Annotated in this window: 10 protein-coding genes; 7 read left to right on the top strand and 3 right to left on the bottom strand. The window is 74.5% G+C overall.

The features are described 5' to 3' along the window. Positions 1–60: 60 nt before the first annotated feature. From ACIBG4_RS33200 to ACIBG4_RS33170, 7 genes are all read left to right on the top strand, one after another. The gene (locus ACIBG4_RS33200) at positions 61–9,891 is read left to right on the top strand and encodes an SDR family NAD(P)-dependent oxidoreductase (protein ID WP_397205394.1); all 9,831 of its coding nucleotides are present in this window, start codon (positions 61–63) and stop codon (positions 9,889–9,891) included. 84 nt (positions 9,892–9,975) lie between these two features. Then, the gene (locus ACIBG4_RS33195; protein ID WP_397205392.1) at positions 9,976–10,821 is read left to right on the top strand and encodes a 3-hydroxyacyl-CoA dehydrogenase family protein; all 846 of its coding nucleotides are present in this window, start codon (positions 9,976–9,978) and stop codon (positions 10,819–10,821) included. A 19-nt stretch (positions 10,822–10,840) separates the two neighbouring features. Continuing rightward, the gene (locus ACIBG4_RS33190) at positions 10,841–11,092 is read left to right on the top strand and encodes an acyl carrier protein (RefSeq protein WP_310713276.1); all 252 of its coding nucleotides are present in this window, start codon (positions 10,841–10,843) and stop codon (positions 11,090–11,092) included. After that, entirely contained in the window at positions 11,089–12,264 is a 1,176-nt protein-coding gene (locus ACIBG4_RS33185; RefSeq protein WP_397205390.1) for an acyl-CoA dehydrogenase family protein, read from the top strand. The genes ACIBG4_RS33190 and ACIBG4_RS33185 overlap by 4 nt, the downstream gene beginning before the upstream one ends. After that, the gene (locus ACIBG4_RS33180; RefSeq protein WP_310713280.1) at positions 12,261–13,349 is read left to right on the top strand and encodes an HAD-IIIC family phosphatase; all 1,089 of its coding nucleotides are present in this window, start codon (positions 12,261–12,263) and stop codon (positions 13,347–13,349) included. The genes ACIBG4_RS33185 and ACIBG4_RS33180 overlap by 4 nt, the downstream gene beginning before the upstream one ends. Beyond that, positions 13,346–14,140, top strand: a complete 795-nt coding sequence (locus tag ACIBG4_RS33175) for an alpha/beta fold hydrolase (RefSeq protein ID WP_310713281.1) — start codon at positions 13,346–13,348, stop codon at positions 14,138–14,140. The genes ACIBG4_RS33180 and ACIBG4_RS33175 overlap by 4 nt, the downstream gene beginning before the upstream one ends. After that, positions 14,131–14,862 (top strand): 4'-phosphopantetheinyl transferase family protein, encoded by a 732-nt coding sequence (locus ACIBG4_RS33170; protein ID WP_397205387.1) that lies wholly within the window; start codon positions 14,131–14,133, stop codon positions 14,860–14,862. The genes ACIBG4_RS33175 and ACIBG4_RS33170 overlap by 10 nt, the downstream gene beginning before the upstream one ends. On the opposite strand, the gene ACIBG4_RS33165 is transcribed toward ACIBG4_RS33170, so the two are convergent. From ACIBG4_RS33165 to ACIBG4_RS33155, 3 genes are read right to left on the bottom strand one after another with little or no spacing between them, the layout of a single operon-like run. Further along, positions 14,825–15,985 carry an acyl-CoA dehydrogenase family protein gene (locus ACIBG4_RS33165; RefSeq protein ID WP_310713285.1) on the bottom strand — a complete coding sequence of 387 codons (1,161 nt, stop codon included), beginning with the start codon at positions 15,983–15,985 and terminating at the stop codon, positions 14,825–14,827. The genes ACIBG4_RS33170 and ACIBG4_RS33165 overlap by 38 nt on opposite strands. Before the next feature lie 7 nt (positions 15,986–15,992). After that, positions 15,993–19,967, bottom strand: a complete 3,975-nt coding sequence (locus tag ACIBG4_RS33160) for an SDR family NAD(P)-dependent oxidoreductase (RefSeq protein ID WP_397205385.1) — start codon at positions 19,965–19,967, stop codon at positions 15,993–15,995. Next, positions 19,964–24,661 (bottom strand): SDR family NAD(P)-dependent oxidoreductase, encoded by a 4,698-nt coding sequence (locus tag ACIBG4_RS33155; RefSeq protein WP_397205383.1) that lies wholly within the window; start codon positions 24,659–24,661, stop codon positions 19,964–19,966. The genes ACIBG4_RS33160 and ACIBG4_RS33155 overlap by 4 nt, the downstream gene beginning before the upstream one ends. Positions 24,662–24,720 lie beyond the last annotated feature (59 nt).

The raw sequence follows: 24,720 nt of genomic DNA, 5'->3' as shown, positions 1-24,720 counted from the left end.
CCCGTGGACCAGCGGCCCCCGACGCGGCCCGACAGCAGGCCCGACACGAGGACGGTAGACGTGATCGACGACATCGACGAGATCGACGGCGAAGGCTCCGGGACCGACATCGCGATCGTCGGCATGTCCGGGCGCTTCCCCGGGGCGTCCGACGTGGCGGAGCTGTGGTCCGCGATCCGGTCCGGCGCGTCCGGCGTCACCCGGTTCACCGACGCGGAGCTGCGCGCCGCCGGGGTCCCGGAGGAGCTGATCACCGACCCGTCGTACGTGAAGGCGAGCCCGGTGATCGACGGCGTCGAGCTGTTCGACGCGGGCTTCTTCGGGATCGGCCCGAAGGAGGCGCAGATCCTCGACCCGCAGCACCGGCTGTTCCTGGAGCACGGGTGGACCGCGCTGGAGGACGCCGGGTGCGATCCGACGAGGTTCGACGGGGCCATCGGCGTGTTCGGCGGGTGCGCGCACAGCTCGTACATGCAGAACAACCTGCTGCCGAGCGGCGTCGGCGCTGTCATGGGCGACCTCGCGGTCGGGCTGGCCAACGACAAGGACTCCCTCACCACCCGCGTCGCGCACACGCTCGGGCTGTCCGGCCCCAGCTACGGCGTGCAGAGCTACTGCTCGACGTCGCTGGTCGCGGTGTGCGCCGCCGCCACCAGCCTGGCGGCCTTCGAGTGCGACCTGGCCCTGGCCGGCGGCGTCGCGGTGAACGTTCCGCACCGCGTCGGCTACCTCTACCAGCAGGGCGGCATCGCCCCGCCCGACGGCGAGTGCCGCGCGTTCGACGCGGCCGGGATGGGCGCGCCCCTCGGCAGCGGCGTCGGCGTGGTCGCGCTGCGGCGGCTGGAGGACGCGCTCGCCGACGGCGACCAGATCTACGCCGTGCTGCGCGGCTGGGCGGTCAACAACGACGCCGGTCGCAAGGCCGGTTTCACCGCCCCCGGCGTGCAGGGGCAAGCCGCGGTCATGGCGGAGGCCCTGGCGAGCGCCGGGCTGACGCCCGCCGACATCGACTACGTCGAGGCGCACGGCACCGGCACCGCCCTGGGCGACGCGGCCGAGCTGGCGGCGCTGCAGCAGGTGTTCCAGGACGAGTCGGTGCTCATCGGCTCCGTCAAGACGAACCTCGGCCACCTCGACCGCGCCGCCGGCGTCACCAACCTCATCAAGGTCGCCCTCTCCCTGCGTCACGACGAGATCCCGCCCACCATCAACCTGACCGACCCCAACCCGCAGCTCGCCTCCGGCCAGGCCCGGCTGGAGATCGTCACCGGGCTGCGCGGCTGGCCGCGCGAGGCGGGCCGGACCCGCCGCGCCGGGGTCAGCGCGTTCGGCATCGGCGGCACCAACGCGCACGTCGTGGTCGAGGAGGCCCCGCTCGTGCCGCGTACCGAGGAGCCGCCCCGCCCCGAGCTGCTCGTCTGGTCCGCCCGTACGGCCGGCGCCGCCGAGGCGATGACCGAACGCCTGGCGGGACACCTGGCCGGACATCCGGCTGGACATCCGGCTGGACATTCGGCTGGACATCCGGCGGAGACGGAACGCCCGGCTGGGCAGGCGGCAGATCCGGCCGGCGACGGCTCCGGTCACCGGCTGGCCGACGTCGCCCACACCCTCCAGACCGGGCGGCAGGTCTTCGCCCACCGCCGGATGGTGGTGGCCTCGACCGCGGCCGAGGCCGCCGAGAAGATCCGGTCCGGGGCCGCGCTCGGCCGCGCCGAGAACCGCGCGGACCGGCCCGTCGCCTTCCTCATCGCCGGCACCGGCGAGCAGTACCCGGGGATGGCCGCCGAGCTGTACGAGACCGAGCCGGTGTTCCGCGCGGCGCTCGACAGGTGCCGCGCCGAGCTGCGCCGGCGGACGGGCGGCGACGACCCGCTCGCCGAGATGATCGGGCCGCGGCGGGACGGCGAGGGGGACGCGCTCGGCCGGCTGCTCGGCCGCGCCTCCGCTCCCGCCGCGGCGCCCCCCACCCGGGTGCTCCAGCCCGCGCTGTTCGCCGTCGAGTACGCGCTGGCCCGGCTCGTCCAGTCGTGGGGCGTCGAGCCCGCCGCCCTGGCCGGCTACAGCCTCGGCGAGTACGTCGCGGCCTGCCTGGCCGGGGTGATGTCCCTGGAGTCGGCCATCGCGCTGGTCGCCCACCGGGCGAGCCTCATCGACGAGCTGCCACCGGGCGAGATGTGCGCGGTGCCGCTCGCCGCCGCGGACCTGCGCGAGCGCCTGGCCGGCGTCGCCGGTGTGGACGTCGCCGCGATCAGCGGCCCTCAGCTGACCGTGCTGGCGGGCGAGCCCGCGGCGATGGCCGCGGCCAGGGCGCTGCTGGAGGCCGACGGGGTGCCCTGCCGGCCGCTGGCCACGAGCCACGCCTTCCACTCCGGGATGATGGAGCCGCTGCGCGAGCGGCTGACCGCCTGGATCGCCGAGAACGTCCCCCTCCACGCGCCCCGCATCCCGTTGGTCTCCGACGTCACCGGCGAGCTCGCCACCGCCGCCCAGTTCACCGACCCGGCGTACTGGGCCGAGCACATGTGCGCGCCCGTCCAGTTCGACGGCGTGCTGAGCACGCTGCTGCGCCTGGACGGCGACGCGGCGCTGCTGGAGATCGGGCCGGGGCAGTCGCTGGGCGCGATGACGCGCGGCCACCGCGACTGCCCGCCGGACCGCTGGCCGCTGGTCGTCGCCACGCTTCCCGGGGCGGACGACCCGCGCCCGGCCGGCGAGGTGCTGGCGGAGGCGGCGGGGCGGCTGTGGCTGGCCGGGGTGCCGATCGACTGGTCCGGCTACCGGCAGGACCGGCCGGTGGCCAAGGTCGGGCTGCCGACGTACCCGTTCCAGCGCGAGCGCTACTGGATCGACCCGCCGTCCGCCCAGGCGACGCGGGGAACGGCCGCGACCGGCACCGCGCCCCACACCGCCTCGAACGGGTCAGCCTCTCCCAGCGGGATCGTCCCTCTCAACGGGGGCGCCCCCCTCAACGGGACCGCCTCTCCCAACGGGGGCGTCTCTCTCAACGGGACCGCCCCTCTCAACGGGGGCATCTCCCTGAACGCGGGCTCCTCTCTCAATGGAGCCGCATCCCTCAACGGAGCGGACCGTAACAGCGGACCCTCCCCGGCGGTTGCGGGGCGGCCGCACGTGGAGCTGCTCGTCCCGGGCTGGACCCGCGCGGATGCCCCCGCGATCGGGGCCGCCGAGCCGGGCGTGCCGGTGGGCCGGTGCGTTCTCGTGGCGGGCCGTACGGACGGAGAAGCCGCCGAGGCGCTGGGCCGGTCACTGCGCGCCCACGGCGTCGACGTCGTCACGGTCGCCGAGCCGGACGACCTCGCGGCGCTCACCCGGGGGCCGGACACCTCCGCTCCGGCCACGGTCGTGGACCTCCGCCTCCTGGACGCCGTGCGCGAGCCCGCCTCCGCGTACGAGAGCGTCTCTGCCGGGATCGGGGACGCGCTCGTGCCCGTGGCGGGGCTGCTGGCGGCTCTCGGTGAGGAGGGCGGCGACGGGACCCGCGTCCTGCTGGTCACGCGCGGCGGGCAGGCGGTGGCCGACGGGGAGGTGCCCGACGCCGCCCAGGCCGCCGCGGCCACCCTGCCGATGGTCGCCAACCAGGAGTACCTCAACCTCGACTGCTCCGCCGTGGACCTCGACCCCGGCGCCGACCCCCAGGCCGTGGCGGACGCGCTGACCGGCGAGATCCTGGCCCCGGCGGGCGAGGTCTTCGTCGCCTACCGCGCCGGCGCCCGCCTCCTCCGCACCTTCACCCCCACCGACGACTCCGCGACCGACTCCGGGACCGGCGACTCCGCGACCGACTCCGGGTCCGGCGGCGGGGCCGCTGTGCGGGCGGGAGGGACGTACCTGATCACTGGTGGGCTGGGCGACGTCGGGCTGCTGCTCGCCGGGCACCTCGCCCGCGCCGGTGCCGCGCGCCTCGTCCTCACCAGCCGCGGCGGCCTCCCCGCCGAGGCCGGCGACCCGCGCCGGCAGGCGGTGGAGAGCCTGCGCGCCCTGGGCGCCGAGGTGCTCACCCCCGCCGTGGACGTCACGGACGCCACCGCCATGCGCGCCTTGCTCGCCGGCCTCCTCACCGAAACAGCCGCCGGCGACCCGGGCGAGCAGGGCGTGCCGGGCGGGCAGGGCGTCCCGGGCGGGCCCGGCCGGGCCGGTGCCGCCGATGGGAGGGGGCGGCTCGACGGGGTGGTGCATGCCGCGGCCGAGACGCGGGCCGACGGGTTCCGGCCGTTGCGTGACCTCGATGCCGAGGCCGTGGGCCGCCACTTCGCCGCCAAGGTGACCGGCGCGCTCGTCCTGGAGGAGGTGCTCGGCGAGCTCCCGGCCGGCCTCGCGCCCCGGTTCTGCCTCGTGTTCTCGTCCACCTCCGCCGTCCTCGGCGGCATCACCTTCGGCAGCTACGCCGCCGCCAACGCCGCCCTCGCCGCGCTCGCCCACCGGGGCCACGCCGCGCATCTCGCCGGCCGTACCCCGACCCGGTGGGTGGCCGCGAGCTGGGACACCTGGGCCGTCACGCTCGACCGGCTGGAAGGCGGCATGGGCGCGGCGATGGCCGCCCACTCGATGAGCGCCGCGGAGTCGCTGGCGGCGTTCGACCGGCTGACGGCCGCCACCCGTCCCGGGCTGGTGGTCGCGGCGGGCGGGCTCGACGACCGGCTGCCCCGGTCCGTGCCCGCGGCGACGGCCCTGCTCGCGGCGGCCGCGCCGGACGGCTCAGCCGGAGCAGCCGGCGGAGAGGGGCTGCCCGGCGGCGCGGGGGACCGGTTTCCGCGCCCCGAGCTTCCCCAGCCGTACAGCCCGCCGCAGTCGGCGGCCGAGCGCGGCCTCGCGGAGCTCTGGTCCGAGGTGCTGGGCGTCGAGCCGGTCGGGACCCGGGACAACTTCTTCGACCTGGGCGGCAACTCGCTGGTGGCGTTGCAGATGCTCTCCCTGGTGAAGCAGCGGTTCGGGGTCGCGGTGCCGACGGTGGCGCTGTTCGAGGCGCCCACGGTCGGCACGCTGGCCGTCATCCTCGACGAGCGTGGCGCCACGGCCACACCCGAGCCCCAGCCTCGCGAAGCGCAGGAGCGCGTGCGGGTCGTGGGGGAGCGGGCGAAGACGACCGCCACCGACGACGACCGGCGGATCGCGATCGTCGGCATGGCCGGCCGCTTCCCCGGCGCCGCCGACGTCGCCACGTTCTGGCGGAACCTCAACGACGGCGTCGAGTCCATCAGCTTCTTCTCCGAGGACGAGCTGCTGGCCGCCGGCGCCGACCCCGAGCAGATCAAGGACCCCGCGTACGTGCCGGCCAGGCCCGTCCTGGACGACGTCAGCGGGTTCGACGCGGCGTTCTTCGGCATGAGCCCCCGCATGGCGGCCATCACCGACCCGCAGCAGCGCGCCTTCCTCGAAGTGTGCTGGGAGGCCCTCGAACAGGGCGGTTACGCGGCTCCGGAGCACCGGGGCCGGGTGGGCGTGTTCGGCGGCGCCAACATCAGCACGTACCTGCTCAGGATGGCCGACCACCTGCTCGGCGGCGGCCAGAAGGAGTTCAGCGGGTTCGAGGTGATCATGGGCAACGACAAGGACGCCCTGACCACGACCGTGTCGTACCTGTTCGACCTGTACGGGCCGAGTGTCGCGGTGCAGACGTTCTGCTCCACGTCGCTGGTGGCCGCGCACCTGGCCGTGCAGAGCCTGCGGGCCGGCGACTGCGAGCTGGCGCTGGCGGGCGGCGTGTCGATCCGCGTCCCCGACCGGGTCGGCCACCTGTACGGGCCCGGCGGCCAGGAGTCGCCCGACGGCCACGTGCGGGCGTTCGACGCCGGGGCCAAGGGCAGCATGTTCGGTGACGGGGCCGCCGCGGTGCTGCTGAAGCGGCTGCCCGACGCGATCCGCGACGGCGACCACATCTGGGCCGTCATCCGCGGCTCGGCCATGAACAACGACGGCGCGCTCAAGGTCGGCTACACGGCGCCCAGCGTCGTCGGCCAGTCCCGGGTGATCGCCGACGCGATGGCCGACGCGGGCGTCACCGGCGAGGACATCAGCTACGTGGAGGCGCACGGCACCGCCACCGAGCTGGGCGACCCCATCGAGGTGGCCGCGCTGACCCGGGCGTTCGGTACGACGCGGGAGCGGCGGTACTGCCCGATCGGGTCGGTCAAGACCAACGTCGGCCACCTCGACCGGGCCGCCGGGGCGAGCGGGCTCATCAAGACGTCGCTCGCGGCGCACCACGGGGTCATCCCGGCGAGCCTGCACTACACCAGCCCCAACCCGGAGATCGACTTCGACGGCAGCCCCTTCTACGTCAACGCCGAGCTGTCCCCGTGGCGCACCCGTGACGGCCGGCCGCGCATCGCGGGGCTCAACTCCCTGGGAATGGGCGGCACGAACGTGCACATGGTGATCGAGGAGCCCCCCGCCCGCGACGAGGCCCCCGGGCCGGGCCGCCGGTACCAGGTGGTGACGGTCTCGGCCCGTACGGCCGACGCGGCGGACGAGGCGTGCCGGCGGCTCGGCGGGCACCTCGCCGACGGGCCGGCCCCGCGGCTGGCCGACGTCGCGTACACGCTCCAGGTGGGACGCAAGACGTTCGAGCACCGCAGGGCGATCGTCGCCGGTGACCTCGCGGCCGCCGCCGCGGCGTTGGACGGGCGGCGCGCGGACGACCTGCTGGGCCGCGTCGAGACCGTGCGGGACAGGCAGGTCGCGTTCCTGTTCGGGGGCGTCGGCGAGCAGTACCCGGGCCTGGCGGGCGACCTCTACCGGCACGAGCCGGTGTTCCGCGCCGAGCTGGACGAGTGCCTGCGCCACCTGGGCGAGGCACTGGACGGCGTCGTGGACCCCGCCGAGCTCGCCGACCTGCTGACCGGGGAACGCGGCGAGGCCACCGGCCTGGCCGCCCTCCTCGGCAGGGGGGAGCCCGGCGAGGGCGGGCGGGAGGCGGCGCTGCGGCGGACCGAGGTGGTGCAGCCCGCGCTGTTCGCCGTCGAGTACGCCCTCGCGCGCACGCTCATGGCCTGGGGTCTCCAGCCCCGGCTCATGCTCGGCTACAGCCTCGGCGAGTACGTCGCCGCGTGCCTGGCCGGCGTGCTGTCCCTGCCCGACGCCGTTGCCCTGGTCGCACACCGGGCCCGGCTCATCGCCCGGATGCCGGCCGGCTCCATGCTCGCCGTCTCGCTGCCCGCCGACCGGCTGCGCCGCCGGTTCCGGCTGGAGGAGCGGGGGCTCGACGTGGCCGCCGTGAACGGCCCGCAGGTCACCGTCGTCGCCGGCCCGGCCGAGGACGTCGACCGGCTGGCGGAGGAGCTGCGCGCCGCGGAGGTGCCGTGCCGCCCGCTGGAGACCACCCACGCCTTCCACTCCCGCATGCTGGAGCCCCTGGCCGGCGAGCTCACCCAGTGGGTCAAGGCCAACATCCGGCTCAACCCCCCGGCCCTGCCGTACGTGTCGAACCTGACCGGCGCCGTGGCGGACGCCGAGCTGGTGCGCGACCCCGGCTACTGGGCGCGGCACATGTGCGGCACCGTCCGGTTCGCCGACGGGATCGGCACGCTGCTCGCCGACCCAGGCCTGGCCGTGGTGGAGATCGGGCCGGGGCAGTCCCTGGGCGCGATGGTGCGCGGCGCGGGCTGCCCGCCCGAGCGGTGGCCGCTCGTCACGCACACGCTGCCCGCCGCGAGCGACGCCCGGCCCGGTGACGAGGTGCTGGCCGGCTGCCTGGCGCGGCTGTGGCTGTGCGGCGTCACCCTCGACTGGAACGCCTACCACGGCCGGACCGGCGACCCGGGCGAGTCACGCCCTGGCCTGCCGGGGCGGGTGCCGCTGCCGACGTATCCGTTCCAGCGCCAGCGCTACTGGATCGACCCGCCCGCGACGCGCAGGCAGGCCGCCGAGTCCGCCGCGGACGTGCCCGCCGACCTGTTCGAGGCCATCACGAGCCTGCCCAAGCTGCCCGAGGAGCAGTGGCTGTACCTGCCGGTGTGGCGGCAGACCGCGCCCCCGGCGGCGGCCGAGCGCCGGCCGGACTCGTGGCTGGTGTTCGCCGGGGACGACGGGGTCGCAGGGGAGGCCGTGGCCGCGCTGCGCGCCGCCGTCGCCGCCACGGGCGCGCCCGTCACGCTGGTACGGCCGGGCGACGCCTACGCCGCCACCGGCGACGGCTACACGATCCGGCCGGGCGACGTGACCGACACGCTGGCCCTGCTCCGCGACCTGCGCCTCACCGGCCGCCCCCTCGACCGCGTCGTCCACCTCTGGACCCTCGACGCCGGCGGCACGCAGGACTCCGGGAAGGACGCCGTGGACCTCGGGCTGCGGACGCTCGTGGCGCTCGCCCGCGCCGCCGGGGAGTCCGGCATCGGCGCGTGGTCGCTGGACGTGGCCGTGGCCGGGACGCAGCCGGTGCTCGGCGAGGAGGTGGCCGACCCGTACGGCGCGACGCTGCTCGGCCCGTGCGCGGTGATCCCGCTGGAGTACCCCGGCGTGACCACCCGCCTGGTGGACCTGCCCGCCGAGCCCGGGGCGCGGGACCTGACCGCCCTGACGGCCGAGCTGGCCCGGCCGCAGACCGACCGGACCGTGGCGCTGCGCCGGGGCCGCCGCTGGGTGCCCGGCTACGACCCCCTTCCGGCCCCGCCCGTCAAGGAGCAGGCGGCGCTGCGCGAAGGCGGCGTGTACCTGGTCACCGGCGGCCTGGGCGGCATCGCGCTGGGCCTGGCCGAGCACCTGGTCCGCGAGTGCCGGGGCAGGCTGGTCCTGCTGGCCCGGCACGGCCTGCCGCCGCGCGCCGACTGGCCCGGCGTCCTGTCGGGGGACATCGCCGCCGGCGAGGTCACCCGCAGGCGCGTCGCCGCCGTCGCCGGGCTGGAGGCACTGGGCGGCGAGGTCGAGGTCGTCACCGGCGACGTCGCCCGCCCGGAGGACGTGCGCCGGGCCGTGGACACGGCCGTGGCCCGCTTCGGCGCCCTGCACGGCGTCCTCCACGCGGCCGGCGTCCCCGCCATGGGGCTCATGCAGTTCAAGCGTCCCGAGGAGCTGGACGAGGTGCTGGCGCCCAAGGTGGCCGGCACGCTGGCGCTGGCCGAGGCACTGCGCCTGGGCGGGCCGGACGAGGTCGTGCTGGACTTCCTCGTGCTGTTCTCCTCGATCACCTCGGCCACGGGCGGCGGCCCCGGCCAGGTCGACTACTGCGCCGCCAACGCCTTCCTCGACGCCTACGCGCACCGGCTCGCCGCGACGGGCCGCCGCGTGGTGTCCGTCGGCTGGGGCGAGTGGACGTGGAACGCCTGGGAGGCCGGGCTGGCCGGGTACGAGGAGGCGCTGCGCGACTTCTTCCGGCAGAACCGGGCCCGCGTCGGCATCGCGTTCGACGACGGCTGGCGCTCGCTGCTGCGGGCCCTGGCCACCGGCGAGCCGCGGGTCGTCGTCTCCACCCAGGACTTCCCGACGCTGGTGCGCGGCAGCGCGGAGTTCACCGTGGACGTGGTGACCTCCCCGGCGATGGGCGGCGCGAGCGGCGAGCGGCACCCGAGGCCCGAGCTGCTCACCGCCTACCAGGAGCCGGACGGCCACGCCGAGGAGACCATCGCGGCCATCTGGGGCGAGTCGCTGCGCCTGGACCGGGTGGGGGTGCTGGACAACTTCTTCGAGCTCGGCGGCAACTCGCTGCTCGGCGTCGCCATCGTGGCCGCCGTGCGGCGCGCGTTCGAGCTGGACGAGCTGCCGCCGCACGTCCTGTACGAGGCGCCGACCGTGGCCGCGCTCAGCCGGACCGTCGAGGCGCTGGCCTCGGGGGCGGCCCCGGTGCTGGCCGGCTCGGGCGGCGGCAGCCAGGTACGCGCCCAGCTCCGCCGTTCGGGCCTGGAGGCGTCGGCGGCGCGCAGGCGAGGACGGTGACGACATTCCTCCGAGAAGACCGGCAAGCCCCCCGAGAAGACCGACAAGGGATGAGAGACCAACGATGAGCGGAACGGAGCGGACATGACCGTTATCGGCGTGATAGGCGCTGGCGTCATGGGAGTCGGGGTCGCCCAGAACCTCGCCCAGACGGGACACGACGTGGTGCTGGTCGACAAGGACGAGCAGATCCTGGCCGACGCGCTGGCCACCATCGCCCGCAACACCCGGATGAGCCGGCTCATGGGCGGACCCGCCCTGGACCCGGACGATGTGCTGTCCAGGATCTCCACGTCCGTTGGCGTCGCGGGCGCGGCCAAGGCGGACGTGGTCATCGAGAACGTGACCGAGAACTGGGACGTCAAGCGGGAGGTGTACGAGGCGCTGGACCGCGAGTGCAGTCCGGACACCGTGTTCGTCGTCAACACCTCCGCCATCCCCATCACCAAGGTCGGCGCCGTCACCGGGCGGCCCGACAAGGTGATCGGCGTCCACTTCATGAACCCCGTCCCGGCCAAGCCGGCCGTGGAGCTGATCCCCGGCTTCCACACCTCGCCGGAGACGATCCAGCGCACCCGGGACCTGCTGAGCGCCATGGGCAAGAAGGCCGTGGACGTCAAGGACTCCTGCGGCTTCATCTCCAACCGGGTGCTGATGCTCACCGTCAACGAGGCCGCCTACCTCGTGCACGAGGGCGTGGCCGACGCCGAGTCGGTGGACGAGGTCTTCCGGAGCTGCTTCGGCCACCCGATGGGACCGCTGGAGACCGCCGACCTGATCGGCGTCGACACGATCCTCTACAGCGTCGAGGTGCTCTACGAGCACTACGCCGACAGCAAGTACCGCCCCTGCCCGCTGCTCAAGCAGATGACCGACGCCGGGCTGCACGGCCGCAAGTCCGGCCGCGGCTTCTACACCTACGCCCAGTAACGACTGAAGGAGCCATTCGATGACCGACACCCAGGGCCAGATCCTCGGCTTCGTCCGCGACAGGTACCCGCAGGCGGAGATCACCGAGTCGCAGGACATCTTCGCGCTCGGCTTCGTCAACTCGCTGTTCGCGATGGAGCTGGTGATGTTCGTCGAGAAGACGTTCGGCGTGACCATCCCGAACGAGGAGCTGCGGATCGACAACTTCCGCACCGCGACCGCCATGTCCGAGCTGGTGAGCCGGCTCGTGGCCGAGCCGGCCGTCGCGTGACGGTCACCGGCGTGGCGCCGCCCGCCGCCGCCCCACCGGCTTCGCCGCCGGTGGGGCGGGTCACCGACCGGAGCACCGCGCGGGCGTTCGTCGACACCCACGTGATGCCGTACGCCGACGCCTACGACCGGGCGGGACGCGTCCCGGAGGAGCTGCTGCGGCGGGTGGCGGAGGCGGGGCTGTGGGCGCCGTTCCTGCCGGCCGCGGCGGGCGGCGCCGGGATGGACTGGGTGACGCTCGGCGAGGTGCACGAGGAGGTGGGCCGCGGCTGCTCGTCGCTGCGCAGCCTGCTCACGGTCCACACCATGGCGGCGTGGACCGTGCAGCGGTGGGGCAGCCCGGCGCAGCGCGAGCGGTGGACGCCCGCGTTCGCCGCGGGCGACAGCCTGGGCGCGTTCTGCCTGTCCGAGCCGGGCGCCGGCAGCGACACCTCCGGCATCACCACGACCGCCGCCGAGTCCGGCGGCGGCTGGGTGCTCAACGGCGTCAAGAAGTGGACGACCGGCGGTCAGCGGGCGGACGTGTTCCTCGTGTTCGCCCGCACCGCGTCCAGCATCGGCGCGTTCCTCGTGCCGAGGGACACGCCGGGCGTGGAGGTGCGGCCGATCGACGACATGCTCGGCACCCGTGCCTCCATGCTCGCCGAGATCAGCTTCACCGACGTCGTCCTCGACCGGGACGCGCTGCTCGGCCCGAGCGGCTTCACCGCCGGCATGGTGCTCACCGGCACCCTCGACCTCGGCCGCTACAGCGTGGCGGCGGGGTCGGTCGGCATCGTCCAGGCGTGCCTGGAGGCGTCGGCCTCCTACGCCGCGAGCCGCGAGGTGGGCGGCACGCCCCTGGCGAAGCTGCCGCTCATCCAGGCGAAACTCTCCGACATGGTGACCGACGCGCGGGCGGCCCGGCTGCTGCTGGCCGAGGCCGGCCGCCTCAAGGACGCCGGCGAGGCGTCCACGATCATGGCGACGTGGGTGGCGAAGTACTTCGCCTCCACCGCCGCCGCCCGGCACGCCTCCGAGGCCGTGCAGATCCACGGCGCCAACGGGTGCAGCACCGACTACCCCGTGGCCCGCTACTACAGGGACGCCAAGGTGATGGAGATCATCGAAGGCAGCAACGAGATCCAGCGGATGACCATCGCTGGCCAGGCCGATCGGGAGAAGACCGGATGAGCGTGACCGCCGAGAGCCCGGACGCCGGCGTCGCCCTGCTTCCACGGAAGCCGGCGCGGGGCCGCATCAAGTGCATCGTGTGGGACCTCGACAACACGCTCTGGAACGGCGTGCTGCTGGAGGACGGCGAGGTGACCGTGCGCCCGGCCGTCGTCGAGCGCATCCACGAGCTGGACCGCAAGGGCATCCTGCACTCCGTGGCCAGCAAGAACGACCGGGACACCGCGCTGGCCAAGCTGCGCGCCCTCGGCCTGGAGGAGATGTTCCTCCACCCCCAGATCGGCTGGAACCCCAAGTCGGAGTCGATCCGGAACATCGCCAAGGCGCTCAACCTGGGCCTGGACGCGTTCGCGTTCGTCGACGACCAGGAGTTCGAGCGGGCGGAGGTGGCGCACGGCGTGCCGGAGGTCACCTGCGTGGACATCCTCGACCTGGAGGAGGCGCTGGCCCGGCCGGAGTTCCAGCCGCGGTTCGTCACCGACGAGTCGGCGCAGCGGCGCCACATGTACCGGGGGCAGATCGCCCGCGACGAGCTGGAGGAGGAGTTCGTCGGCACCAACGAGGAGTTCCTGGCGAGCCTGGAGATGGAGTTCACCATCGCCCCGGCCGCCCGGGAGGACCTCCAGCGGGCCGAGGAGCTCACCGTCCGCACCAACCAGCTCAACTCGACCGGCCGCACGTACTCCTACGACGAGCTGGACGAGCTGCGCGAGTCCGACGACCACCTGCTGCTGGTGGCCTCGCTCACCGACCGGTTCGGCAGCTACGGCAAGATCGGGCTGGCGCTGGTGGAGAAGGGCGAGGACGCCTGGCGGCTCAACATGATGCTCATGTCGTGCCGGGTGATGTCGCGCGGCGTCGGCATGGTGCTGCTCAACCACATCATGCGGCTGGCCGCCGAGGCCGGCGTGGCGTTGCGCGCCGACTTCGTGGAGACCGGCCGCAACCGCATGATGCAGGTGACGTACGCGTTCGCCGGCTTCAGGGAGGCCGACAGGGACGGCGCCCACGTGGTGCTCCAGGCCGACCTGAGCACGCTCCAGCCGCCCCCGTCGTACGTGCGGCTGGAGGTGAGGGCGGCATGACCGTCGGCGAGCTGGTGAGCGACGAGACGCTGGCGCGCTGGCTGCCGTTCCGCACGCAGACCGGCGCCGAGCCGGGCGCGCTGCCGATGTACTGCCTGCCGCACGCGGGCGGCGCCGCCTCGGCCTTCCGGGTGTGGCAGCGCAAGCTGCCCGGCGTCGCGGTGCAGCCGGTGCAGCCGCCCGGACGGGAGGCCCGGCACAAGGAGCCGCCGTACCTGCGGATGGAGCCGCTGGTGTCGGACCTCGCGGACGTCGTGCTCGCCGACGTGGAGCTGTCGGCGGCCGGCCGCAGGTACACCCTGTACGGGCACAGCCTGGGCGCGATCGTGGCGTTCGAGCTGGTCCGGGAGATCCGGCGGCGGGGCGGTCCCGAGCCGGTCCACCTGTTCGTGTCCGGCTCCGACGCCCCGCACGTCACCGACGAGCCGGGGCCGCCGGTCGGCCGGATGAGCAGGCCCGAGCTGGTGCACCTGCTGCGCGCGCTCGGCGGGACGCCGGAGTGGCTGCTGGCCGACCCGGAGGCGCTCGACATGGTGCTCCCGTCGGTGCAGGCCGACTTCACCGTCAAGGAGACGTACGTCTACCAGGACGAGCCGCCGCTCGACGTGCCCGTCTCGGCGCTGTGCGGCGAGACCGACCCGCGGGTGTCGCCGGTGAAGCTGGCGAGGTGGCTGGACCAGACGGCCCGCGAGTTCACGCTGCACGGGTTCGACGGCGGGCACTTCGCGGTGTTCGAGCAGGCGCAGCGGACCCACCGGATCCTGGCGGAGGCGCTGCGGCCGTGGGTGTGACGGTCGGCCCGGTGACGGTGCGGGAGTGGCGGCCACTCCCGCACCGTTCGCGCGTTTCCGGGCCGGCCGCCCCGGAGGTGTGGCCGGAGGTGTGGAAGGTGCGGCTCGACCGGCCCCAGCGGGCGGAGTGGCAGGACTGGCTGTCCGCCGCCGAGCGGGACCGGGCGGGCCGCTTCGCCGACGCGGGAGAGCGCCACAGGTACGTGGTGGCGCACGCCGCGCTGCGGTCCGTGCTGGGCGAGCTGTGCGGCGTGCCCCCTGGAGCGGTCCGGCTCACCGCCGAGGCGTCCGGCCGGCCGTGCCTGGAGCCCGGCGGCGGGCGGCCCGACTTCAACCTGTCGCACTCCGGCGACTGGGCCCTGGTCGCCGTGGCGGCGCCCGGCACGCGGGTGGGCGTGGACGTCGAGCGCGTCCGCGCCGACCTCGACCACCTGGAGCTGGCCCGGCGCATGTACCAGCCGGAGGAGGCCGAGCGGGTGCGGGAGATCGGACTCGTGGAGTACTTCCGGCTGTGGACCGCCAAGGAGGCGTACGTCAAGGCCACCGGAGCCGGGCTCGCCGGCCTGCGCTCCTGCCTGGTGCGCGACACGGCAACGGGGAGCGGGACGGTCGCGTCCCGCTCCCCGCGCGAAGGGTGGCCGGTGCGGTGGCTCGACGTGGCCCCCGGCTACGCCGCCGCCCTGGTCACGACCGCTTCGACACCGGCACCACGTACCGGCTGAACACCAGGTCCCGCAGCACGTCGTCGCCGCCCTCCACGATCGACACGTACCTCATGTCGCGCGTCAGCTTGCCGATGACCGACTCGTGCGTGTAGCCGAGCCCGCCGAACATCTCCGACGCCGTCGAGGCGATCTGCCAGCCGGTCTGCCCGCAGAACATCTTCGTCGTCAGCGCCTGCTTCAGCGTGCCCGTGCGCAGGAACTCCTCGCCCGCGTCCGGCCGGGCCGCGATCGCGTCGTACGCCCGCGCCGCGGCCAGGCACTGGTTGGTCATCACCTCGATCTGCATCTCGAACTGCCCCAGCCGGGAGGCGAACACCGCGTTGCCCGTCAGCGGCGCCCCCTTCACCGACTTGGACTTGCCGTACTCCATGCACACGTCCCGGATGCGGCGGGCCACGCCGAGGGCCGTGGTGGCGATGAGGATGCGGCTGGCGTTCAGGCCCACCTCCAGCAGGCGCAGTCCGTTGCCGCGCAGCACGTTCGCGGCCGGCACGCGCACCCCCGACAGCGACACCTGGTACGTGGCCGACGAGCGCAGCCCGATGACGTCCCACCGCTTGTCCACGGTGACGCCCGGCGTGTCACGCGGCACGAGCACCGCCAGGTAGCCCGACGGGTCCTCCTGGCTGCGCGCGACCACCACGAGGAACTGGGCGAAGCCCGTGTTCGTGGAGAACGCCTTCTGCCCGTCGAGGACGACCGTGTCCCCCTCGACCCGCGCGGTCGTCGTCATGCGGGCCAGCTCGCTGCCGGCCGCGTGCTCACTGCCGAGCGTGGCGCAGAAGCCGTTCTCCGCCACCAGCCGGCCGAGATACCGCTCCCTCAGCTCCTCCGAGCCGTACCAGGCGACCATGCTCGTCGTCAGCACCGGGATGAACAGCGTGAACGCCACCCCGGCGTCGGCGTAGGCCAGCTCGCTGGTGATGCGGACGCTCTCCTCCAGGCCGAGACCGAGCCCGCCGTGCTCCTTGGGCAGCCACCAGTTGGCCAGCCCCGTCTCCGCGAACCGCGCGTAGAGGGGCAGCGGCGCGTCGGCCAGCGAGTCGAGGTAGGCGTCGTTGCCGGTCAGCTCGCGCCGGGCGAAGCCCTGGACGGCGCGCAGGTACTCGGGCTGTTTCATCGGCTGCTCACTCCTGCCCGTCGCGCGTGTCGAGCAGCTCGGCGAGCTGGCGCACCGTCGGGCACTCCAGCAGGCCGGTGACCGGCACGGACGCGTTCAGCTGCTTGCGGACCCGGGTGGTGAGCTCGATCGCGAGCAGCGAGTGACCGCCGAGCTCGAAGAAGTTGTCCAGCGCGCCGATCGGCTCGATGCCGAGCACCCGCGACCAGATCGCGGCCAGCGTCGCCTCAGTGCCCTCGCGCGGCTCCACGTACGCGTTGTTCAGCTCCGGCCGCGGATGCCGTTCCTGGTCGTCGTCATCGTCCCCGGCCTCGTGGATGTCGCCCGTGACCCACTGCGCCAGCCGCGCCTCCAGCGGGCCGGTCGAGATCACGAAGTGCCCGGCCCGGTCGGCCGCCGACAGCGCCCGCTCCAGCACGTCCACGCCCTCGGCCGGGGTCATCGCGTAGTCGATCACCGCGCCGCTGTGCCCGGCCACCCGGTCGGGATCGATGTTCCAGGTGTCCCAGTCGACGGTCACCCACCGTCCGGCGCCAGCCGTGCGGGCCGCGCGGACGTACGCGTCCAGCGCCGCGTTGGCCGCCGCGTACGGCGCGAGCGTCATGCCGCCCAGCACGGCCGCGATCGACGACAGCGTGATGCGCCGGTCCGGGATGCGTCCCCCGGCGTGCTCGCCGAGCACCTTCTGCAGCACGTGGAAGCCGGTCACCTTGGCCGCCAGGTGCGCGTCGCACTGCTGCCGGTCCATCAGGTGCGCGAAGTTGAAGTACGCGCCGTCCTGCACGCCCGCCCCGTGGACGACCACGTCGATCCCGCCGAACCGGCTCACGGCCTCCGCCACGACGGCGCGCATCGCCTCCTCGTCGGCCACGTCGGCCGACAGGGCGAGCACCGTCGCGCCCCGGCTCTCCAGGTCGCGGATGTTGCGGATGTGCCGGACCGTGCGCTCCGACCCTGGCGGGGCCGCCGCGAGGAAGGCGTCCCACTCCTCGCGCGGCGGCAGCGCCGAGCGGGCCGTCAGCACCAGCCGGCAGCCGTACGTGCTCGCCAGGTGCCGCGCGAGCACCAGGCCGACGTCGCCGAGACCGCCGGTGACCAGCACGGTGTCGCCGTCGCGGAAGCCGCGCTCGTCCGGGCCGGGCTCGTCAACCGGGTACTGCCGGTAGTCCCGCAGCCACGTCTCGCCCGCGCGCAGCGCCACCGGCCCCTCGTGCGGGCAGACCGCCGCGGCCAGCACCTGCTCGGCCAGCACGTCCTCGGCCGGCGCCACGTCCCCGCCCGCGCCGGCGCCGTCCACGTCGACATGCCGGCAGCGCAGCCGCGGGTTCTCCTGCTGGAGGCTGGGCGCGAGGGCGGCGAGCGTGGAGTGCTCCGGATGGCGCAGGTCGGCGCCGGACACGCTCACCGCGTGCGAGGTGAGCAGCACCAGCTCGGCACGGGGCGCCGACCCGGTGTTGTCGACCAGCTCCCGCGCGAGGGCCAGCGCGGAGTAGAAGCCGCGCGCCTGCTCGGCGGTGAAATGCCGCACCGGGTCCGCCTCGGGCCCCGCCTCGGGGCTCGCCAGGCTGAAACCGTGGACGATGGCGCGCGGCGCGGCCACCAGCGAGTAGAACAGCTCCGCCATGTCGTCGGCCTTGCCCGGCCGGATCGTGAAGTCACCGTCGTCGTCCTGGCCGAACCGGTCGCCCGCGCGCACGGCCGTCACCTCGGCGCCCGCCCGCGTGAGCCGCTCCACCAGCGCCTCGCCCCGCGCGTCGCCGGTGAACACCAGCCACGGGCCCGCCAGGCGCAGCCGCTCGTCGAGGCCGGCGAGGGGCAGCGGGTGCGGCCGCCAGGTCGGCAGGTACGTCCACCGGCCGCGGTCGAAGCTCTTCCCGGGGCCCTGCTGCTGCCCCTGGGCCTGCGCCGCCGGGTTCGGCTTGATCCAGAACCTGCGCCGCTGGAACGGGTACGTGGGCAACTCCACGCGGCGGCCCTGGCCGCCGTGCAGCGCCGGCCAGTCGACGGCGGCGCCCGCCAGCCACAGCCGCGCGAGCGTGGCCAGCAGCCACTCGGCGGCCGGGGTGTCACCGTCCGGCGCGACCACGACCTCCTCGACCTGCCCCGAGACCTGCCCCGAGACCTGCCCGGAGGCCGGTCCGGTGGCCGGTCCGGACGGCTCGCCCTTCACCATGTGCACGCCGACGCCGCCCAGCCCGTCGGCCAGCGCGGCCACCGCCTGCTCGCGGTCCCCGCCCGTCGCCTGAGGCCCCGTGGCGCCCGGCCGCAGGGCCTTCTCTCCGCCTGCGCCCGGCCGCAGGACCTGCTCACCGCCTGCGCCCGGCCGCAGGACCGTGTCCACGGCGGCGCGCAGCTCCGCCCACCACGCGGCCGGCGCCTCGGTGTCCGGGACGCTCAGCCGTACCCTCGGGTTGCGCCGCTGCGTCTTGCCGCCGATCCACCGCGACGGGTCGCCGAGCGCCGCCACCGCGTCGGCGCGGTCACGGCACACCACCGCGCGCCGCAGCGCGAAGCCGCCCCTCGACACCTGGAGCGTGAACGCCACGTCCGCGACGTCCTCGCCCGCCTCCTCCGCGAGGTGCGTGCGCAGCCGCTCGGTCACGTCCGTGAGAGCCTGCTCGTCGGCTGCCGAGAGCACCAGCAGGTGCGGGCCCGGGCGCGCCGGCCGCGCGGGCCGGGGCGGCGCCTGCTCCAGCACCACGTGCGCGTTCGTGCCGCCGAGCCCGAACGAGCTCACCCCGGCCCGGCGCGGATGCGGCCCCGCCGCCCACGGCCGGTTCTCCGTCAGCACCGTGAACCGGTCCTGCGCGCCCGCCAGCGCCGGGTTCGGCGTCTCGTAGCCGGGAGTGCCGGGCAGCAGCTCGTGCTTCAGCGTCATCGCGGCCCGCATCAGGCCGGTCACCCCGGAGGCGCGGTCGAGGTGGCCCAGGCTCGGCTTCAGCGAGCCCAGCACGCACGGCGTCTCCCGCGTCTGCGCGAACACCCGGTTCATCGCCGCCAGCTCGATCGAGTCGCCCAGCATCGTGCCGGTGGCGTGGCACTCCACGTACCCGACCGTGTCCGGCTTGACCCCGGCCACGCCGAGCGCCGACTCGATCACCTCGGCCTGCCCGTCCACGCCCGGCGCGGTGTAGCCGGCCCGCAGCCGGCCGTCGTTGTTGGCCGCCGAGCCCAGGATGACCGCGTGGATCACGTCGCCGTCGGCCAGCGCGTCCGACATGCGCTTGAGCGCCACCACCCCCGCGCCGCTGCCCATCACGGTGCCGCTCGCCTCGGCGTCGAAGCTGCGCACCCGGCCGTCGGGCGACATGATGCCGCCCTGCTCGTACAGGTAGCCGGACGGCTGCGGCAGCGGCGTGAACGCGCCGCCCGCCACGGCGATGTCGCACTCGTACGTCAGCAGGCTCTGGCACGCCAGGTGCACCGACACCAGCGAGGTCGAGCAGAACGTCTGCACCGACACGGCCGGCCCGCGCAGCCCCAGCTTGTACGACACCAGCGAGGCCAGCGAGTCGCGCTCGTTGCCCACGGCCATGAGCAGCGCGCCGCCCGGCTGGGTGGTGAGGTGCTGGATGTTCTGCACGATGTAGTCGGGGAAGCCGCAGCCGCCGAAGACCGCGACCTGGCCGGGCACGTCGGTCGGGCAGTAGCCGGCCGCCTCCAGCGCCTCCCACGAGCACTCCAGGAACAGCCGGTGCTGCGGGTCCATGGTCTCGGCCTCGCGCGGGTTGATGCCGAAGACGGTCGCGTCGAAGCGGTCGAGCCCGTCGAGCGGCCCGCCGACGCGCACGTAGCGCGGGTCGGCCAGCTTGCCCGGCTCGACCCCGGCCTCCCGCAGCTCCTCGTCGGTGATCGCGCGCAGGCCCTTCACGCCGGCGAGCAGGTTGCCCCACAGCTCGCCGACGCTCCCGGCGCCCGGGAAACGCCCGGACATGCCGATCAGCGCGACCGCGGAGTCGTAATCGGTTCCGTTGTCGGTCATGAGGTCCTTCCGCTTCTGAGCATGGTGCGGCGCTGGGCGATGCGGGAGCGCTGCTGGTCGCGGGCGTCGGCCGGCTGCTCCTCCGGGTCCTGGCCGGCGCGGGCCGCCTCCGCCAGGGAGGCGATGGTGGGCGCCTGGTAGAGGATGTGCGGCGGCAGGTAGGCCAGCTCCAGGGCCCGCCTGACCTCGGCGATGATCTCCATGCCGAGCAGCGAGTTGCCGCCCAGCTCGAAGAAGTTGTCGTGCACGCCGACCTGCTCCAGGCCGAGCGCCTCCGCCCACACGCCGGCGATGGTCTCCTCGGTGGGCGACTGCGGCTCGACGTACGCGGTGGACAGGTCGGGCCTGGGGTGCCGGCCGAACGCGTCGCGGATCTTCTTGACCGTCGCCTGGTGGCTCTCGATGGAGGACTTCCGGCTCATCGCGACGAGCGGGGCGAAGTCCTGCGTGGAGGCCACCACGTGCTTCTCACCGCTGGCCAGCACCCGCAGCAGCGTCTGCCAGCCCTGGTCGAAGGTGAGGCCGAAGTTCTCCCGGTACCAGGTGAAGTACTGCTTGGAGCCCTCGTCGTAGTTCTCCAGGCCGTCGGTCCAGCCGTTCCACGTCCACTCGCACCAGTCGACGGAGGTGACGGTCACGCCGGGCAGCTCGTCGCTGAGCGCGAACGCGTCGAGGAAGGCGTTGGCCGCGCAGTAGTCGACCTGGCCGGCGCCGCCGCCCGTCGCCGAGGTGGTGGACGAGTACAGCGCCAGGAAGTCGACCGGCACGTCCCGCAGCACCTCGGCCAGCGCGAGCGTGCCGCCGACCTTGGGGGCGAGCACGCGCTCGATGTCGGCGGCGGTCTTGAACTGCATGAGCCCGACCGCGGGCACGCCGGCGCAGTGCACGACGCCGTTCAGCTCGCCGAACCGGTCGAGAGCGGCCCCGACCGCGCGGCGTACGTCCTCGACACGGGACACGTCGCCGGCGACGGTGACGACCTCGGCGCCCGCCGCCTCCAGCCGGCGCAGCCCCTCCAGGCGCCTGCGCACCTCGCTCGCCGTGCTCTCGGCGGCGAGGATCGCGTCCCACTGGTCGCGGGGCGGCACGGGGGTGCGGCCCAGCAGGACGAGCCGGGCCTGGAACTGGTCGGCCAGCCGCTCGGCCATGGCCAGGCCGATGCCGCCGAGCCCGCCGGTGACCAGGTACGCGCCGCCGGGCCTGACCTGCGCCACGGGCGGGGACTGCTCGATGACGGAGGCGTCGAGGACCTCGTAGTCGGGGATCCAGCGCCCGCCGCCGCGCAGCGCGACGACCTGGTCGGCCGGTTCGGCCCGCAGCTCGGCCAGCAGCGCGCCGGCGTCGAGGTCGCCCGGGGCCACGTCGACGAGGCGGGTGGTGACGCGCGGGTACTCGACGGGGATCAGGCGGGTCGGGCCGAGCAGCGTGCCGCGGGCGGACACGACCCGGTCGCCGGGGTGGACCTTCTGGCCGCCGCTGGCGACGATGTCCAGCGACCAGCCGGGCAGGCCGAGGTCGCCGGCCGCCTTGGCGAAGCCGACCAGCGTGTGCAGGCCGCGCTGGAGGCATTCGTCGGCGGGCTGGTCGGGGTCGGCGCACCACAGGTGGACGACCCGGTCGGGCACCCGGTCGCCGGCCGCCAGCTCGCGCAGCACGGCCAGCGCGTCCTCGGGCGAGCCGGGCCGTACCGTGATGCAATCCTCTCCGACGGAGAACGCGTCGCCGGGCCGGACCGTCACGACCTCGCGGCCGGCCTCGCGCAGGTGCGCCAGCAGCGGCGCTGCGACGGCGTCGGCGACGCCCTCGGCGGTGTAGACGAGCCAGCGGGCGGCCTCGTCGGCGCGGGGCGGGCGGAGCGTGGTCTGCCGCCACACGGGCGTGTGGATCCAGCGGGTGTCGGGCAGCCGCGGGTACGCCTTGGCGATGCTCGTCGGGTCGCTCTCGTCGAACACCGGCGTGCCGCCGCCGCCGAGGGCCGACTCGTCGATCTCCAGCCAGTACTCCTGGTGCTCGAACGGGTAGGAGGGCAGCGGCACGCGGCCGGGAGCCCAGCCGGTGTCCTCGTGCAGGGCGGCCCAGTCGACCGCCACGCCGGTGAGCCAGAGCCGGCCGACGGCGGTGGCGAGTGCCGCGCCCGTGTCCTGCTGGTCGTTGGCGCCGGGCAGCGTGGTGACGATGAGCGGCCACTGCGCGCGGTCGCAGGCGGGGTGGCCGCGGGTCAGCGCGCCCAGCGACTGGCCGGGGCCGATCTCGGCGAGCGCGAGGTCGGCGATGCCGAGCACCTTCTGCAGCGCCGCGCCGAACTCGACGGTCTCGCACATGTGCCGCGCCCAGTAGCCGGGGTCGGTGACGACCTCGGCGGTGGCGAGCTCGCCGGTGACGTTGCTCAGGTACGGCAGGGCCGGCGGGTTCAGCGTGACGTTGTCGCTGATCCAGGCGGTCAGCTCGGCGGCGATCGGCTTGAGCATCCGCGAGTGGAAGGCGTGCGTGGTCTCCAGCCGCCGGTGGCCTATCTTCAGCTCGCGCAGCACGGCCATGGCGGCTTCGACCGCCTCGGCGGGGCCGGCGAGGACCGTCTGGGAGCCGGTGCGCACGGCGACGTCCAGCTCCTCGTCGTACAGGTCGCCGAGGACGGTCCGCAGCCGCCGCTCGTCGGCCGAGACGGCGAGCATCGCGCCCTCCGGCTGGGAGGTGATGAGCTTGGCCCGGTAGGCGACCAGCCGCAGCGCGTCGGGCAGCGACAGCACGCCGGCCAGGCAGGCGGCCACGTACTCGCCCAGGCTGTAGCCGACCATGATCTCCGGGGTGACGCCCCAGCGGATGAGCTGCCGGGCCAGCGCGTACTCGGCGACGAAGACGGCCGGCTGGACCAGGTGCGCCTCGGTGGTGGAGAGGGGTGCGGCGGGCTCGGCGCGGCCCAGCATCCGGGCCAGGTCGCCGCCGGCGGCGCCCCGCTCGGCCGGGGTGAACACGTCCGAGAGCTGCGCGGCCTCGGTCAGCCCGAGCACGGCCAGGCACTCGTTGACGTCCGCGCGGAAGCCGGGCTCGTCCGCGTACAGGTCGGCGACCATGCCCGGGTACTGCTCGCCGACCCCGGCGATGAGGAAGCCGGTCCTGCGGCCCACGGTCGCGTCGTTGCGGCCGAGCGCCGCGGCCGGGTCGGCCAGGCGGGCCGCGGCCTCCTCGGTGGTGCCGGCGACGACGAACCTGCGGTGGTTGAACACCTTGCGGCCCACCTGGAGCGTGTACGCGACGTCGCCCAGGTCGTCGGCGGCGTCCGTGAGGCGCTCGGCCAGCCGGGCGAGGGAGCGGTCGGCGGCGTCGGACGAGCGGGCCGACACGGGCAGGATCTGCCAGCGGCGCGAGCGCGGCCGGCGCGGCTCGGGCTCGGGCGCCTCCGTCACGATGACGTGCGCGTTCGTGCCGCCCATGCCGAGCGAGCTGACACCCGCGATGCGGGGCCGCTCGGCGGTGCGCGGCCACGGGGTGGGCTCGGCGGTCACGCGGAACGGGCTGTTGTCGAAGTCGATCTCCGGGTTGGGGGAGCGGTAGTGCAGGGTGCCGGGGATCAGCTCCTTGCGCAGCGACTGGACCACCTTGATCAGGCCGGTGACGCCGGAGGCGCGGTCGAGGTGGCCGACGTTCGGCTTGATCGAGCCGAGCAGGCAGTACTGCTTGTCCGGGGTGGCGCCGAAGGCGCGGGTCAGCGCGGCCACCTCCATCGGGTCGCCGACCTCGGTGGCGGTGCCGTGCGCCTCGACGTACGAGATCTGCGTGGGGTCGACGCCCGCCCGCTTGATGGCGGCGGAGACGCAGCGGCGCTGGCCGTCGACGCTCGGCGCGAGGTAGCTGAACTTCATCGCGCCGTCGTTGTTGATCGCCGAGCCGCGGATGACGGCGAGCACCGTGTCGCGGTCGGCCAGCGCGTCCGGCAGCCGCTTGAGCGCCACCACGGCCGCGCCGTCGCCGAACATGCTGCCCCGGCCCTCGGCGTCGAACGTGCGCACGTGCCCGTCGGGCGACTCCTGGCCGCCCTCCTCCCACAGGTAGCCGATCCGGTCGGGGATGCGGACGGACACGCCGCCGGCGATCGCCATGTCGCACTCGCCGCGCCGCAGGCTCTCGCTCGCCAGGTGGACGCTCACCAGCGAGGTGGAGCAGAACGTCTGCACGGACAGGCTCGGGCCGGTCAGGTCGAAGCGGAAGGAGACGTTCGTGGCCAGCGAGTCCTTGTCGTTGCCGATCATCAGGGCGGAGGTGTCGATGCCCATCTCGAACGCCCTGAGCCGGGTCAGCAGGTAGCCGCTGATGTTCATGCCGGCGAACACGCCCACGCTGCCCCGGCCCTCGGGAGCCGCGTACCCGGCGGACTCCAGGACCTCCCACACGCACTCCAGGAAGATGCGCTGCTGCGGGTCGGCGAGCGTCGCCTCGCGCGGGTTGTAGCCGAAGAAGCCGGCGTCGAAGCCCCGGATGTCGTCCAGGATGGGGCGCGAGCGCACGTAGTTCGGCTGCTGGAAGGTGGCGGGGCTCACGCCGGCGCTGATCAGCTCGTCGTCGGTGAACCTCGTGAACGACTCGACGCCGGTGCTGATGTTGCGCCAGAACGTCTCGACGTCGGCCGCGCCGGGGAACCGGCCGGACATGCCGATGATGGCGATGTCGGCGTCGCCGGCCGGATTTTGCTGATCCATCAAGGTGCCCCTCTTCACTGGAGTTGCCTTGCCGTTCGCTTCATGGGGGGCCGCCGCGC

Source organism: Nonomuraea sp. NPDC050383, assembly GCF_044459125.1.
GTDB lineage: Bacteria > Actinomycetota > Actinomycetes > Streptosporangiales > Streptosporangiaceae > Nonomuraea.
The sequence above is the reverse complement of the archived record's forward strand: the minus strand, read 5'-3'. Positions and strand labels throughout refer to the sequence as shown.